The organism is Nocardia sp. NPDC127526 (assembly GCF_042672265.1).
Classification (GTDB): Bacteria; Actinomycetota; Actinomycetes; order Mycobacteriales; family Mycobacteriaceae; genus Nocardia.
Window position 1 is genome coordinate 448,588 of the sequence record NZ_JBHXVO010000003.1, and the last position, 15,071, is coordinate 463,658.

A 15,071-nucleotide genomic window follows, 5' to 3' on the forward strand; every position below is an offset into this window, starting at 1 on the left:
TTTCGATCTTCTCGTCCCGGCAGGGGCGTCCGAAACACCTGATGAGAGAACCGAAGAAATGCTGATGAGGAAATTCGCCGCTACGTCGGCGCTGCTGATCGCCGCCCTGGGCGTCACCGCAGGCACCGTCAACGCGGCGCCCGCTGCCGAGGCCGAGGCGATCAACTACGCCGCCACCAATACCGAGACCTCCACGATCATCCGGACCGATGCCGGTTCCATGGTTGTCGAGGACGGCGTCTTCAAGATCAAGGCTGCCAATGGCACCACCGTCGCGGGCACCGAGCTGAAGTTCCGCGTGGACGACTTCGAGTTCCCGATCGCGGCCGAGATCACCGACCGCACCGCCACCCTGACCCCGCAGTTCGAGGTCGACAAGGCCGTCTACAAGCCGGTCGCCCTGCCCTACGAGAACGTCGCGCCGTGGAAGTCCGAGTACGACCGTGAGGTCGCCGCCTGGAGCCGTCTGACCAGCACCATCTCCATGGGCGCCACCATCGGCACCCTCGGCGGCGGCATCGCCGGCGCCGCGCTGGGTTGCGTCATCGGCGCCGGTGTCGCCTTCGCCGCGACCACCCCGCTGCTGCTCATGTTCGGCGCCGGCCCGCTGGGCGGCTGCCTCGTCGGCGCCAGCCTGGTCGGCTTCCTGGGCACCCTGGCCGGTCAGATCTTCGTGACCGCCCCGGTCGCGATCCTGGCTGCCGTGCAGTACTTCACCACGATCAACCAGCCCTTCACCCCGCCGGCCAAGTAATTCCGGCTCCAATGGAGTGAACCTCGCGGGCGGACACCGCAAAACAACGAACCCGCTCGGTCGATGCGACCGAGCGGGTTCGTTTGTTCCTTCTCAATGTATATCGCACCCGGGGGCTTGCGGCAAGGCCCCGGCTATGCCGCAGAATCACTGCCCTGAGCCGGAACCTGCGGAATTGGAGTTGCCTGAATGCGTGTACTGAACACCGACGTCGTCATCGTGGGAGCGGGTCCGACCGGGCTGATGCTGGCGGCCGAACTGCGGTTGGCCGGGGTGCGACCGCTGGTGCTGGAACGGCGGCTGCAGCAGCACAACGTGCCGAAGGCCAGTGGGCTCGGCGGGCAGATCGTGGATCTGCTGCGGTACCGCGGTGCGCTGGAGCCGATCATGACGGCCAGTGGTGGCTTCCATCCGGCGGCCCGATTCCCGTTCGGCGGTGTGCATCTGGACTTCACCCAGCTGCTGGATCCGCCGATGCGGGCGATGCCGCTCGCGCAGGCGCGACTCGAGGAGTTGCTCGCCGAGCGGGCCGGGGCGCTCGGCGCCGAGATCCAGCGGGGGCACGAGGTGGTCGCGGTCAGCCAGGACGAGGAGTCGGTGACCGCCGAGGTGCGCGGGCCGGACGGCGAGTACCGGGTGACCGCCCGCTACCTGGTGGCCTGTGACGGTGGGCGCAGCCGGGTCCGGGAGCTGGCCGGAATCTCCTTCGACGGCACCACCTATCCGGAGATCAACCGATTCGCCACGGTCACCGTGGAGGATTCGGTGACCGTGCTCGACAACGGCGACCTCGAGGTGCCCGGACTGGGCACGCTCCATGCGGGCTTCACCCGGACCGAGCGCGGCCTGTTCGCCTTCGGCACGGCCATTCCCGGCGAACCGATCAGCGTCTTCACCACCGAGGACGAATCCGCCGCCGACGAATACAACACCGACGAGCCGATGACCCTGGACGAGATCCGGGACAGCATCCGCCGCGTGCTCGGGGTGGAGCTGCCGGTGGCGAACCCGACCCGGCTGTCGCGCTTCATCTTCCAGGCCCGGCAGGCGGATCGCTACCGCGCGGGCCGGGTGCTGGTGGCCGGCGATGCGGCCCATCAGTTCCCCGCCACCGGCGTGGCGCTCAACGCGGGCATGCTCGACACGGTCAACCTGGCCTGGAAGCTGGGCGCCGAAATCCAGGGCTGGGCGCCGGCCGGGCTGCTGGACACCTATCACGAGGAACGCCATTACGCCGGGGCTCGCACACTGGTGCACACCCAGGCGCAGGTGGCATTGCGGCGCGGGCAGGACGCGGCGGCCGACGCGCTGCGCACCGTCTTCCAGGAGATGGTCGCCGACGAGCCGGCCGCCCGCCGCATCGGTTCCTGGATCGCGGGCAGCAATATCCGCTACGCGCTGCCCAATCCGAACGAGCATGCCCTGACCGGCGCCTTCGCACCCGATCTGGCGCTGCACACCGATGCGGGCACGACCAGCGTCGCCGAGCTCATGCACGCTGCCCGGCCGATCCTGCTCGACCTCACCGACAGTGCGGAGCTGCGCGAGGCCGCCCGGGAATGGCTGCCGCGCATCGAGATCGTCACCGCCAAGACCGATGACCGGCCGGCCGATGCGCTGCTGATCCGCCCGGACGCCCATATCGCCTGGGCCGCGACGATCGATCAGCCCGCCGCTGCCGCTGTGCCCGAGCTGCGCGCAGCGCTCGCGCACTGGTTCGGTGCGCCCTTGTGATCCCGGTGAGCGCAATCCTGTCGCACCGCTGACCGCACTGCTGGACTGGATGGGCCGGGTGAGCGATCGTGTCGCCCGGTCCAAGCTAGTTCGGAAAGTGGGAAACCGGTCATGTCAGAGGAAACCGCCGGAGAGCAGGTCGCGGCGGCGACCGGGAAATGGTCCTGGGTGACCGAGGATTGGCTGGCGGTCATCGCCGGGCTGACCTTGATCGCGCTGGTGCTGACCGGCGTGGTGCCGGACAAGTGGGTGCCGTGATGAGCGAGACGCCCGCGAATACTGTTGCGCCGGATCAGGTTGCGGCCCCTGCGACACGGGAAGCGGAGACGACCGCGCCGCGGCCCGGCAATCCCGTGGCGCTCGCCGTCGCCGGTATCGCCGTCGTGATCGCGTTCGGCGCGATCACCCGTTACTTGGACGTCAATGTCCCCAAATGGGCGGCCGGGACGTCGTTCGCGAAAGTCGCCAAGACGATCGAATTCCCCATCTACGCTATCGCACTCGGTCTCCTGGGCAATGTGGCGCTGTGGAAACTCGGTCTGCGGGACCGTATTTCGGCGGGATTCCGGACCGAATTCTTCATCAAGACCGGTGTCGTGCTGCTGGGCGCGTCGATCAATCTGAAGATTCTCGCCACCGCCGCCGGGCCCGCCATTGTGCAAGCACTGCTGTTGATCACCGCCGTATTCGGATTCACCTGGTGGTTCGGTGGATTCCTGGGAATCGACGATCGGCTGCGGGCGCTGCTGGCGTCGGCCGTCTCCATCTGTGGCGTGAGCGCCGCCATTGCGGCGGCGGGTGCGGTGCAGGCCAAGAAGGAGCAACTGGCCTATGCCGCATCGATGGTGATCGTGTTCGCCCTGCCGTCGATCTTCATCCTGCCCTGGGCCGCAGAGCTTTTCGGGCTGTCCGATGCGGTGGCCGGTGCGTGGATCGGCGGCAATATCGACACCACCGCGGCGGTCGCGGCCTCCGGCGCCCTGGCCGGTGAGGACGCCCTGCAGATCGCGACCATTGTGAAGACCACGCAGAACGCGCTGATCGGCCTGGTCGCCATCGCGCTCACCGCGTACTTCGCGCTGAAGGTGGATCGCACCGGGACCGTGCAGCGCCCGACCATCGGCGAATTCTGGGCCAGGTTCCCGAAGTTCGTGCTCGGCTTCGTCGCCGCCTCGGTGATCGGCACGCTGTACGTGCAGTACGCCGACAATGGCAAGGCGGCCATTGCCACGGTCAACGACCTGCGCACCTGGTTCCTCATCTTCGCCTTCGTCTCCATTGGTCTCGGGTTCTCCGCCAAGGGAATCCGGGAGGCCGGTCCCCGGCCGATCGTGGTGTTCGGCGCGGCCACGGTGGTGAACCTGCTGGTGGGTCTCGGGCTGTCGGTGCTGTTGTTCCACAGCTTCCAGCCCTGATATCCACCCCGTGCCCGGCCGGTGCCGGACGGCTGGGAAGTAGCGGCGAGCCCGCTCGGTCCGTGCGACCGGGCGGGCTCGCTGTATTTCTGCAGGTAGTAAAACCGTTGCAGGGCAATTGAATTCACTATGATCGTGACCGGCGACAAGCGTCCGGCCGCTCCATAAATTCGTCCTATGAGCATCCTCGCCGCGCCTCCGGGAAAACCGGAAGCGGTTGCCGCCGACGACGGTGAATTGACCGTCGCCCCCACCCGCCATCCGTGGCGCTGGGTGACCGGGGGCGTCGCGCTGGTGCTGGTCGCGCAATTCGTGCACGGCCTGGCCACCAATCCGGGCTGGGACTGGCCGGCCTTCGCCGACTACGTGACGGCCTCCTCGGTACTGGCCGCTCTGAAGGTCACGCTCGAGCTGACGCTGTGGGGCACCCTGCTGGGCTTCTTCCTCGGCATCTGGCTGGCCATCGGCCGGTTGTCGAAGAATCCGGTGCTGCAGGTGATCTCGTGGACCTACGTGTGGGCGTTCCGGTCCATTCCGCTGATCGTGCAGCTGCTGTTCTGGTTCAACCTGGCGTATCTGTACAAGCAGGTGTCGCTGGGCATCCCGTTCGGCCCCGAGTTCGTCCGCTTCGACACCAACAATGTGATAAGCGGATTCACCGCCGCCGTCATCGGCCTGGCACTGCATCAGGCGGCGTATTCGGCGGAAATCATTCGCGCCGGGATCATCTCGGTGGATCAGGGACAGTGTGAGGCCGCCAAGGCGCTGGGCCTGCCCTGGCGCCGCCAGTTCTTCACCGTCATCGCGCCGCAGGCCATGCGCGGCATTCTGCCCAATGCCGCGAACGAGGTGATCAGCCTGTTCAAGGGCACCTCGATCGTCTCCACCATGGCCATCGCCGAACTCTTCTACCAGGTGCAGGTCATCTTCGGCCGCAATGGCCGGGTGGTGCCGCTGCTCATGGTGGCGACGGTCTGGTACATCGTGCTCACCTCCGTCCTCAATGTCGTGCAGTACTACATCGAGCGGCACTACGCGCAGGGCAGCGTCCGGGAGCTCCCGCCCACGCCGTGGCAGCGGGTGCGCGCCGCCTACACCGATATTCGAGCGAAGGCGGCGGCGCGATGAGCGAGTACGCGGTCGAATTACGCGGCGTCCGCAAGTCTTTCGGCGCGCACGAGGTGCTGGCCGGAGTCGATCTGGCGGTGCGCCCGGGTGAGGTCACCGTGGTGCTGGGGCCGAGCGGCTCCGGGAAGTCCACGCTGCTGCGCACCATCAACCATCTGGAACAGGTGGACGCGGGCACGGTCCGGGTCGGCGGCGAGCTGGTCGGCTACCGGCGCAAGGGCAACCGGCTGCACGAGCGGCCCGAGCGCGAGGTCCTGCGGCAGCGCTCTCGGATCGGGTTCGTCTTCCAGAACTTCAACCTCTTCCCGCATCTGACCGCACTGGAGAACGTGGCCCTGGCGCCCGTCGCCGCGCAGGGGCGGCCGAAGGCCGAGGCGCGCGCCGAGGCCGCGGAGCTGCTGGCCCGGGTCGGCCTGGCCGACAAGGCCGATCAATACCCGCGCCGCCTCTCCGGCGGTCAGCAGCAGCGCGTCGCCATTGCCCGCGCCCTGGCGCTGCGGCCCGAGGTGGTGCTGTTCGACGAGCCGACCTCGGCCCTCGATCCGGAACTGGTCGGCGAGGTCCTCGATGTCATTCGCGATCTGGCGCGCGGCGGGGCGACGCTCGTGATCGTCACCCACGAACTGGGGTTCGCCCGCGAGGTGGCCGACACGGTGGTGCTCATGGACGCCGGGCGGGTCGTCGAACAGGGCCCGCCGGAACAGGTCCTGGACAACCCGTCCCATCCCCGAACCAAAGCCTTTCTCTCACACGCGCTCTGACGTGTACCGGAATGAATGAAGGAACCATCCATGTCGATGTCGTCCCGTCGCAGACGGATCACCGCCGTAGCGGCCCTCGCCGTGCTGAGCCTGTTCGCAAGCGGCTGCGGTGACGGCGACGCCGCCGACACCGTTCAGACCGTGAACGGCCTGAACTACGACCTGTCGCCCGAACAGGCCGGCCGGGTCCGCGCCGCCAAGGTGGATTCGATCGCCGCTCAGGTCCCGGCCGCCATTCGCGACCGGGGGACGCTCATCGTGACCGGCTCGGCGACTACCGGTCCGCCGCTGCGCTTTCCGGCGTCCGACGATCGCACCTTCATCGGTTCCGAAGTCGACTTCGCCTATCTCGTCGCCGACGTGCTCGGTCTGAAGGTGGATATCCGCGCGGCCGACTGGGCACAGAACTTCGTGAAGGTCGACTCCGGCGAGGTGGACGTCTTCATCTCCAATGTGACCGTCACCGAGGAGCGCAAGGAGAAGTACGACTTCGCTACCTACCGCCTCGACACCATCGCCCTAGAGGTCCCCAAGGATTCGCCCTGGACCTATACCGACCGGAAATCCCTGGCGGGCAAGCGGATCGGCGTCGGTTCCGGCACCAACCAGGAGCAATTGCTGCTCAAGTGGAACGAGGAGAATGTCGCCGAGGGCCTGCCCAAGATCGATCTCGCCTACTTCCAGCAGACGACCGACTACTACCTGGCCCTGTCGTCCAATCGCCTGGACGGCTTCCTCGGCCCCAATCCGGCCGCCCAGTATCACGTCGCGGTCGCCGGCCAGACCAAGGTGATCGCCACCTTCTCCGGTGCGGGCGATGCCCTGCAGGCCGAGATCGCCGTGCTCACCCGCAAGGACAACGGCCTCATCGGCCCGGTGCACCAGGCCCTGCAGCACGCCATCGCCCATGGCGACTACCAGAAGGTCATCGACCGCTGGGGCCTGGCCAGCGAGGTCGTCAAGGAATCCCGGATCAATCCGCCCGGGCTGCCCAAGAAGAAGGGATGAGCGTGACGCGCACCGTATTCCACGTCGGACAGCACGACCCCCTGGCCGCTCCGCTGCTGGCGGAGCTGGCCATCGAATACAGCGGCCGCTACGGCGGGACGCCCGGTGAGGTGCACGCCGATCTGGTCGGCTATCCGGCGAGCCGGTTCGCGCCGCCGGACGGCGATCTGCTGGTGGTGGTCGAGAGCGGAGAACCGGTGGCGGGCGGTGCGTTCCAGCGCTACGACGCGGAAACAGCGGAGCTGAAGCGGATCTGGACCGCGAGCGCACACCGCCGCAAGGGCCTGGGCCGGTTGGTGCTGGAGGAATTGGAGGCCGAGATCGCCCGGCGCGGTTACCGCCGCATCTATCTCACCACCGGCCCGCGCCAGCCCGAGGCCGTCGCGCTCTACGCGGCCGCCGGGTACACACCGCTGCCGCGCGATATCGACTCCCCGGTCGGCTCGCTGCACCCGTTCGAAAAGTATGTGGCCGCAGCGGAATCCGCACACCGGTCCGATGAGTCCGAGGCGGTCCCGGCATGAAATTCCTGCAGATCACGCTCATCACCCACACACCCGACCCGGTGACCGGCGCGACCGAGACCGCGCAGCAACGCCTGCGCCGGGTGGTCGAGAGCGCGAAACTCGCCGAGGAACTGGGTTTCGACGGCTTCGCCGTGGGGGAGCGGCACGAGGACCCGTTCCTCTCCTCCGCCCCGCCCGTGGTGCTCAGCCATATCGCCGCCGTCACCTCGCGCATCGCCCTGTTCACCGGCGTGACCACGCTGAGCCTGCTGGACCCGGTGCGCGCCTTCGAGGACTACTCGACCCTGGACAACCTCTCCGGCGGCCGCCTCGAGCTCATTATCGGCAAGGGCAACGGCGCGGCACAGGCGAAGCTGTTCCACGTCACCACCGACGATCAATGGGATCGCAATCGCGAAGGCTACGAACTGTTCCGGCGGTTGTGGGACAGCGACAATGTCACCTGGCTCGGCCAGTTCCGGCCCTCGCTGACCGAGGCCAAGGCCCTGCCCCGCCCGCTGCAGCCGCGCCTGCGCATCTGGCACGGCAGCGCCACCAGCCGCGAATCCGCGGATTACGCAGCGCGGCACGGTGATCCGCTGTTCTCCGCGAACGTCACCAATCCGGTCGAACCCTATGCGGATCTGGTCGCGCACTACCGTGAGCGCTGGGCCGCCTACGGCCACGATCCGGCCGACGCCCTCGTCGGCGCGGGCACCGCGGGCTTCCTGGTCACCCGGGACTCCCAGCAGGCCCTCGACAGCTACCGACCCATTTTCGAAGCCCGCCAGGCCGTGGCCCGGAAATTCGGCGTGCCCGTCGTCTTCGACTCCATCGAGGATTTCGCCGCCCGCTCCTCGGCGCTGATCGGCAGCCCGCAGCAGGTCCTCGACAAACTGCACCGCTACCACGAGCAGCTGGGGCACGAGGTGGTCCACCTCAGCGCCGACGGCGACGGCCTCACCGACAAGCAGCACCGCGAAAGCCTCGAACTGTTCCAGGCGGAGGTGGCCCCCGAACTGCGCCGCCGCATTCCGAGCCGCCAGCTCGGAGCCGACCGCTATCCCTCCGGAGATCCCCGATGAAACGTCCCCTGGCCCTGGCGGGCGCGCTCGCCGCCACCCTCTCGCTCGCCGCCTGCGGCGGCGACACCGGCGCGAGCGACACCTCCGGGCCACCGCGGCCGGGCGGCACCCTGCGCTACGGCCTGTCGGTCGCGCCGACCTGCTCCGATCCGGTGCAGTCCATGACGAATCAGACCATCTATGTGACCCGGCAGATCGTGGACTCGCTGGTCGATCAGGATCCGGAGACCGGGCAGCTGAAGCCGTGGCTGGCCGACAGCTGGTTCGTCAGCGCCGATGCCAAGCAGTTCGTCTTCCATCTGAAGCCCGGGATCACCTTCAGCGACGGCACCCCGCTCGATGCGGAGGCGGTGCGCAGGAACTTCGACGCCATCGTGGCGGTGGGCGGCGCCAAGGCGCCGCTCGCGGCCAGCTATCTGGCGGGCTACGCGGGCACCACGGTCGTGGATCCGCAGACGGTGCGCGTGGAATTCGGCACGCCCAACGCCCAATTCCTGCAGGCCGCCTCCACCGTGCAGCTCGGCATCCAATCCGTGGCCACCATTGCGAAACCGGCCGACGAGCGGTGCCTCGGGAACAATATCGGCAGCGGGCCCTTCACCTACGCCGACTGGAAGCAGGGCGCCGCGGCCACCCTGGCCAAGCGCACCGGATACACCTGGGGCTCGGCGGTTTTCGCGCATCAGGGCGAGGCGTACCTCGACCGGATCGACTTCACCGTGGTCCCGGAGTCCGGGGTGCGCACCGGCAGCCTCGGCTCCGGCCAGCTCGACGCCATCAGTGACGCACTGCCGCAGGATGTTCCGCAGATCGAGGACAGCGGCGGGCGCGTGCAGTTCACCTCGAATCCGGGCGTGCCCTTCGGCCTGCAGCCCAATGTGACCCGCGGCGCCCTGCGCGATCCGGCGGTGCGGGCCGCGTTCCTGACCGCCCTCGACCGTCAGCAGCTGGTGGATACCGTGCTCGGCCCGGAATTCAAGACCGCCACCAGCGTGCTCGCCTCCCGCACCCCCGGATACGTGGATCTGTCGGCCCGGGTGAAGTTCGATCCCGAGGCCGCGAAAAAGATCCTGGATCAAGCGGGTTGGGTGCCCGGTGCGGACGGCATCCGCGCCAAGGACGGTCAGCGCCTCACGGTGGGGGTGCTCTTCGCCCCGGTCTTCGCGGGCAATCAGGCCATTCTCGAACTCGCCCAGCAGCAGTTGCGCGCCGTCGGCATCGAACTGAAGCTCGACCCGGTCTCGGTGGCGGAGTGGACGACCCGGCAGAACGCCAAGGACTTCGACCTCAACTACTACAACACCACCCGCGCCGACGGCGATATCCTGCGCACCACCTTCGGCGTCGACCAGCGCAACCTCAATGACCGCGGCCCCAGCGAGAAGCTGGACGCGCTGCTCACCGCCCAACTGTCCGCCACCGATGCCGCCGCCCGGGCGCGCATACTCGGCGAAGCACAGGGCGCGGTGCTGGACGAGGGCCTGTGGATCCCCACGGTGGAACTGTCGCAGGCCATCGGCGTGGCCGACAGCGTGGCCGACGTGAAGTTCGAGGCGTCCGCGCGCCTGCAATTCCACGACACCTGGCTGCGGCGGTAATCCCATGCGCCGGTACGTGATCGGACGGATCCTGCAAGCGGCGGGCGTGCTGTGGGCGGCCTTCACGCTGTCGTTCGCCGTGCTGTACCTGCTGCCCGCCGATCCGGTGGAGCTGGCCGTGAACCGCAGTGAGGGCGCGCCCGTCGATGCCGCGGCCATTGCCGAGATGAAGGCCAGATACGGGCTGGATCAACCGATCTGGGAGCAGTACTGGACCGCGCTCTCGCATGCGGTGCGCGGCGATCTGGGCCGCTCCATCGGTACCGGACAGCCGGTGACCGAGGCGCTCGCCGAGGCCCTGCCCTCCACCTTGGCGCTGGCCTCGCTGTCCCTGCTGCTGGCGGTGGCGGGCGGCGGCGCGCTGGCCGTCGCCGCCGCCTATACCCAGCGCCCCCGGCTGCGCGCTCTCCTCACCGCGTTGCCGCCGATCGGCGCGTCCATGCCGACCTTCTGGGTGGGACTACTGCTCCTGCAGGTGTTCTCGTTCCGATTGCGGCTCACCCCGGCCTTCGGCGGCGGCGGATTCAGCGGCGTCATCCTGCCCGCCATCACCCTGGCTCTCCCGGTGGGCGCGGTCATCTCGCAGGTCCTCTACTCCAGCCTGATCACCACCTGGCGGCAGCCGTTCGTGGAGGTCGCCTTCGCCAAGGGCGCCTCACGCTGGTGGGTGCAGCTGCGGCACGTGCTGCGCCCGGCCTCCGGAGCGGCGCTCACCGTGACCGGACTGTGGGTCGGCACCGTGCTGGCGGGCTCGGTGGTCGTCGAAACCGTCTTCGCCCGCAACGGAATCGGCCGCCTCACCCACGAATCCGTGCTCACCCAGGACATCCCCGTCGTCCAGGGCATCGTCACCTTCGCCGCCCTGGTCTTCGTCTCCGTGAACCTGCTCATCGACCTCGTCCTCCCCCTGCTGGATCCCCGAGTCGCCCACAGCCGCCCGAAAAAGGAGCGCGCCCATGCCTGAAACCACCATGACCCCCTCGACGGCAGCTGAGTCCCGCTCTCGGCATGCCGTCGCCTCCGGTACGACTGCGGTAGAACACACGGCGCTCGTCGCGGCCCCGTCGCGACTCCGCCGCGTCCTCGGGCGCGCACGGCACGCGGTGGAACGCACGGCGCATTCGGCCGCCGTCAACTCGGGCCGGGCGGAACCGCCCGTGACCGCCGCGGCGGACACCGGATTCCGCTCGCGGCGGCGCCTGCTGGTGTTCTCGCACGCGCTGGTCGATCCGGGCCTGGCCTATGTGTTCGACCAGGAAGGTGCGGCCGATGACTAGAGACGGGAGCCTCGCGCGCCCGCGGCATCCCTGGAACGGCATTCGGGTCCGACCGGGAGCCCGCCGATGACCGGAGCACAAGCGCCACTTGCCCGTTTGGTGGCGGGGCCGACCGCATCCGCGTCCACCACGCCCGGTCTCGCGGTGCCCGATGCGCCTGATTCGGCGGTGCCCGATGCGCCTGATTCGGCGGTGTTCGAGGCGTCCGATCCGGCGCTGCCTGACGCATCCGTGGCGGTTCCCGACGCGTCCGAGGCCGCGGTGTCCGAGGTGGCGGCACGGCGTGCGGGTGCGGCCCGCCGGGCTGTTACGGCGCGTCGCGCGGCCGGGTGGGTGCGGGGCAATCTCGGACTGGTTGTCGCGGGCCTCATTGTCGTGCTGGTGCTCGGCTGGGCGGCCGTGCCATCGCTGGTCGCCAGTGGCGATCCGCTGACGGGCGTGCCCGCGCAGAAGTTCCAGGGCCCGAGTACCGAACACTGGTTCGGCACCGACCGGTTGGGCCGTGATCTGTATACCCGCGTGGTGCACGCTGCCGGGCTCTCGCTGAGCGCAACCGTTTTCGCGGTGTTGCTCGGATTGGTCGTGGGCGCGCTGATCGGCCTCGTCGCGGGCACCGCGGGGGGCGTCGTGGACACCGTCCTGTCCCGCGTCGTCGATGTGCTGCTGTCGATTCCGGAGCTGCTGGTCTCGCTGGCGCTGGTGACCGTTCTGGGCGTCGGCACCCGGAATGTGGCCATTGCCGTGGGCGTCGCACTGATCGCGCGCTTCGCCCGCGTCATGCGCGCCGAGGTGCTGCGGGTGCGCAATGCGCCGTATGTCGAGGCGGCCTTCGCCTCCGGCGTCCGGTGGCACACCGTGCTGTTCCGCCATGTGCTGCGCAATGCTTACGGACCGGTCGCGGCGCTGGCCGCCATCGAGTTCGGCGTCGCGGTACTGGCCGTGGCCGCGCTCAGCTTCCTCGGTTACGGCGCGGTCCCGCCGACGCCGGAATGGGGTTCGCTCATTGCCGAGGGCCGCAACTACCTGGCCACGGCCTGGTGGCTCACCACCCTGCCCGGTCTGGTGATCATCGCGCTGGTGCTCGCGACACAGCGCATCGCCCGCGCCATTCACAAGGACAATGCCCGATGAGCGAACCGCTGCTGACCATCGAGAATCTCGGGGTCGAGTACCGGGGCAGCACCGGCACGACGACCGCCGTGGCGGGGGCGTCCCTGCACATCGAACGTGGCGAGACCGTCGCGCTGGTCGGCGAATCCGGTTCGGGGAAGTCCACTCTCGCGCACGCGGTGATCGGACTGCTGAATGGCGGGACCGTCACCGGGGGCGAGATCACCTTCGCGGGCGAACGCCTCGATCGAGCCGGAGAGCGTGCGCTGCAACGTATTCGCGGTGCGCGCATCGGCCTGGTCCCGCAGGATCCGGGCACCTCGCTCAATCCGGTGCTGCGCATCGGCGACCAGGTGGCCGAGGTGCTGCGCATTCACGGCCGGGCCGACCGGCGCACCGCGCGCGCCGAGGCCATCGGGATTCTCGAGGCCGCCGGACTGGACCGGCCCGAGGTGCGGGCCCGCCAGTTCCCGCAGGATCTTTCGGGCGGCCAGCGGCAGCGCGTGCTCATCGGCATCGCCCTGGCCTGCACGCCGGAGCTGGTCATCGCCGATGAACCGACCAGCGCCCTCGATGTGACGGTGCAGCGCCGCATCCTGGACCACCTGGCCGAGCGCACCCGGGAGTCGGGCACCTCGGTCCTGCTCATCACCCATGATCTGGCGGTCGCCGCCGAACGCGCGGATCGCATCGTGGTGATGCGCGGTGGTGAGATCGTCGAAACCGGCACGGCCGCCGATGTGCTCGGCAATCCGCAGCACGAGTACACCCGGCGCCTGCTGGCCGCCGCGCCCGGTCTCGATCACGACTGGCGGCCCCGGCCCGCAGCGGCTCGCGACGGCGAGCCGCTGCTGTCCGCGCACGGCCTGCACAAGACCTTCCGCATTGCGCGCGGGGTGTCGCTCACCGCCGTGGACGATGTCTCGCTCACCATCGCACGCGGCGAAACCCTGGCGGTGGTCGGCGAATCCGGCTCCGGCAAGTCCACGACCGCCCGCATCGTCGCCCGCTTGGCCGCCGCGGATACGGGCACCGTCACCTTCGATGGCCGAGATATCGCACGCCTGCGCGGTGCGCAGCTGCGCGAACTCCGCCGCCGCATCCAGGTCGTCTATCAGAACCCCTACGTGTCACTGAATCCGAAACTCACCATCGCGCAGATCGTCTCGGAACCCTTGCAGGCGTTCGGCATCGGCGAGCGCCGTACGCGCCGCGACACCGTCGCCGAACTCCTGGACCAGGTCGCCCTGCCGAGCGACTACCTCGATCGCCGCCCGGCCGAGCTCTCCGGCGGCCAGCGCCAGCGCGTGGCCATTGCCCGCGCCCTGGCCCTGCGCCCGGAACTGCTGGTCCTCGACGAACCCGTCTCCGCCCTGGACGTCTCGGTGCAGGCCCAGATCCTGGAACTCCTGGAACGCCTGCAAGCCGAACTGCACCTGGCCTATCTGTTCATCTCCCACGATCTGGCCGTGGTCCGCCGCCTGGCCGACCGGGTCGCCGTCATGCGGCAGGGCGTGATCGTCGAAACAGCGCCCACCGCAGACATTTTCGATTCTCCGCGGCACGCCTACACGCGTGAGCTGCTCGCCGCCGTACCCGCCTTCGAAAGGACCGCCTGATGCCGCAACCCACACCGCTGCTCCTCGGCCTGGAACTGTCCGGCACCGGCGCGCACCCCGCCTCCTGGCGCCGCCCGGATTCGCGCGCCGAGGAGCTGTTCACCGCCGCCTACTGGCTCGGCGCCCTGCGCGGCGCCGAGGCGGCGGGGATCGACTTCGCCTTCCTGCCGGACTCTTTCGCGCTCCAGCAGGACGGGGCCAAGGGCCGCCTGGACGCGATCGCCGTGGCCGCGCGGGCCGCCGCGGCCACCCATCGCATCGGCCTCATCCCGCAGGCCCCGGTCACCCACACCGAGCCGTTCCATATCTCGAAGGCCATCGCCAGCCTCGACTTCGCCACCGTCGGCCGCGCCGGCTGGGAGGTGACCGTATCGGCGGGGCAGGCGGCGCTGTTCGGCCGCAAATCCGAACAGGATGAGCGATCGCGCTGGCACGAGGCCGAGGAGGCTGTCGAGGTGGTAGCCCGGCTGTGGGACAGCTGGGAGGACGACGCCGAGATCCGCGATCGGGCCACCGGCCGGTTCATCGACCGGGACAAGCTGCACTACATCGATTTCGAGGGCGACAACTTCTCGGTCAAGGGCCCGTCCATCACGCCCCGTCCGCCACAGGGGCAGCCGCTGGTGGCCGTGCGCGCCGCCGATCCGCACAGCACCCGGGTCGCGGTGCACCGCGCCGACCTCATCCGCATCACCGCCCCCGATCTCGCGTCCGCCGCCGCCACCCGCGCCGAGCTGCGCGCCGCCGTCACCGCGGCGGGGCGGGATGCCGATCGGGTGCGGATCCTGCTCGACGTGGACATCCACCTCGCGGCCACCCCCGACCGGGCGGCCGCCGAGGTCGCCCAGCTCGAGGACTGGGCCGCCAGCGCCGCGCCCGGCACCGTCTTCCATATCGGCACCCCCGCTGAATTGCGAGAGGTACTGCGGCAGATCGAAACCGGGTCCGTCGCCGATGGCGTGGTGCTGCGCCCTCTCGCGCTGCCCGCCGCGCTGCCGCACCTGTCCGCGCTCACCCCGACGCTGCGCGAACGCCTCGGCCTGCCCCGTCCCGCCAACCGCTACGCCCACGCCTGA

The 15,071-nt window shown here is 69.3% G+C and carries 15 protein-coding genes; all 15 read left to right on the forward strand.

Annotated elements, in window-relative coordinates:
* Positions 1-58: 58 nt before the first annotated feature.
* The gene (locus tag ACFVIV_RS08245) at positions 59-754 is read left to right on the forward strand and encodes a hypothetical protein (RefSeq protein ID WP_379194089.1); all 696 of its coding nucleotides are present in this window, start codon (positions 59-61) and stop codon (positions 752-754) included.
* Between the two features lie 189 nt (positions 755-943).
* Positions 944-2,488: an FAD-dependent monooxygenase gene (locus ACFVIV_RS08250; RefSeq protein WP_379194090.1), complete on the forward strand. Its 1,545-nt coding sequence runs from the start codon at positions 944-946 to the stop codon at positions 2,486-2,488.
* 111 nt (positions 2,489-2,599) lie between these two features.
* Entirely contained in the window at positions 2,600-2,746 is a 147-nt protein-coding gene (locus ACFVIV_RS08255) for a hypothetical protein (protein WP_379194091.1), read from the forward strand.
* A complete protein-coding gene (locus tag ACFVIV_RS08260; RefSeq protein ID WP_379194092.1) occupies positions 2,746-3,903 on the forward strand; it encodes a YeiH family protein in 1,158 nt (385 codons plus the stop codon). Before ACFVIV_RS08255 ends, ACFVIV_RS08260 begins: the two co-directional genes overlap by 1 nt.
* A gap of 177 nt (positions 3,904-4,080) precedes the next feature.
* Entirely contained in the window at positions 4,081-5,031 is a 951-nt protein-coding gene (locus ACFVIV_RS08265) for an amino acid ABC transporter permease (RefSeq protein WP_379194093.1), read from the forward strand.
* The gene (locus ACFVIV_RS08270; RefSeq protein ID WP_379194094.1) at positions 5,028-5,792 is read left to right on the forward strand and encodes an amino acid ABC transporter ATP-binding protein; all 765 of its coding nucleotides are present in this window, start codon (positions 5,028-5,030) and stop codon (positions 5,790-5,792) included. The genes ACFVIV_RS08265 and ACFVIV_RS08270 overlap by 4 nt, the downstream gene beginning before the upstream one ends.
* A gap of 36 nt (positions 5,793-5,828) precedes the next feature.
* A complete protein-coding gene (locus tag ACFVIV_RS08275; RefSeq protein WP_379194213.1) occupies positions 5,829-6,800 on the forward strand; it encodes an ABC transporter substrate-binding protein in 972 nt (323 codons plus the stop codon).
* Positions 6,797-7,324, forward strand: coding sequence for a GNAT family N-acetyltransferase (locus tag ACFVIV_RS08280; protein ID WP_379194095.1), 528 nt, complete (start codon positions 6,797-6,799; stop codon positions 7,322-7,324). Before ACFVIV_RS08275 ends, ACFVIV_RS08280 begins: the two co-directional genes overlap by 4 nt.
* Complete coding sequence (locus tag ACFVIV_RS08285) at positions 7,321-8,391, forward strand: LLM class flavin-dependent oxidoreductase (protein ID WP_379194096.1); 1,071 nt, start codon at positions 7,321-7,323, stop codon at positions 8,389-8,391. The genes ACFVIV_RS08280 and ACFVIV_RS08285 overlap by 4 nt, the downstream gene beginning before the upstream one ends.
* Positions 8,388-9,989 carry an ABC transporter substrate-binding protein gene (locus ACFVIV_RS08290; RefSeq protein ID WP_379194097.1) on the forward strand — a complete coding sequence of 534 codons (1,602 nt, stop codon included), beginning with the start codon at positions 8,388-8,390 and terminating at the stop codon, positions 9,987-9,989. Before ACFVIV_RS08285 ends, ACFVIV_RS08290 begins: the two co-directional genes overlap by 4 nt.
* Before the next feature lie 4 nt (positions 9,990-9,993).
* Positions 9,994-10,953 (forward strand): ABC transporter permease, encoded by a 960-nt coding sequence (locus ACFVIV_RS08295; RefSeq protein ID WP_379194098.1) that lies wholly within the window; start codon positions 9,994-9,996, stop codon positions 10,951-10,953.
* Positions 10,946-11,266 carry a hypothetical protein gene (locus ACFVIV_RS08300; RefSeq protein ID WP_379194099.1) on the forward strand — a complete coding sequence of 107 codons (321 nt, stop codon included), beginning with the start codon at positions 10,946-10,948 and terminating at the stop codon, positions 11,264-11,266. Before ACFVIV_RS08295 ends, ACFVIV_RS08300 begins: the two co-directional genes overlap by 8 nt.
* 66 nt (positions 11,267-11,332) lie before the next feature.
* Positions 11,333-12,397 carry an ABC transporter permease gene (locus ACFVIV_RS08305; protein WP_379194100.1) on the forward strand — a complete coding sequence of 355 codons (1,065 nt, stop codon included), beginning with the start codon at positions 11,333-11,335 and terminating at the stop codon, positions 12,395-12,397.
* Complete coding sequence (locus ACFVIV_RS08310) at positions 12,394-13,995, forward strand: ABC transporter ATP-binding protein (protein WP_379194101.1); 1,602 nt, start codon at positions 12,394-12,396, stop codon at positions 13,993-13,995. The genes ACFVIV_RS08305 and ACFVIV_RS08310 overlap by 4 nt, the downstream gene beginning before the upstream one ends.
* Positions 13,995-15,071 (forward strand): LLM class flavin-dependent oxidoreductase, encoded by a 1,077-nt coding sequence (locus ACFVIV_RS08315; protein ID WP_379194102.1) that lies wholly within the window; start codon positions 13,995-13,997, stop codon positions 15,069-15,071. Before ACFVIV_RS08310 ends, ACFVIV_RS08315 begins: the two co-directional genes overlap by 1 nt.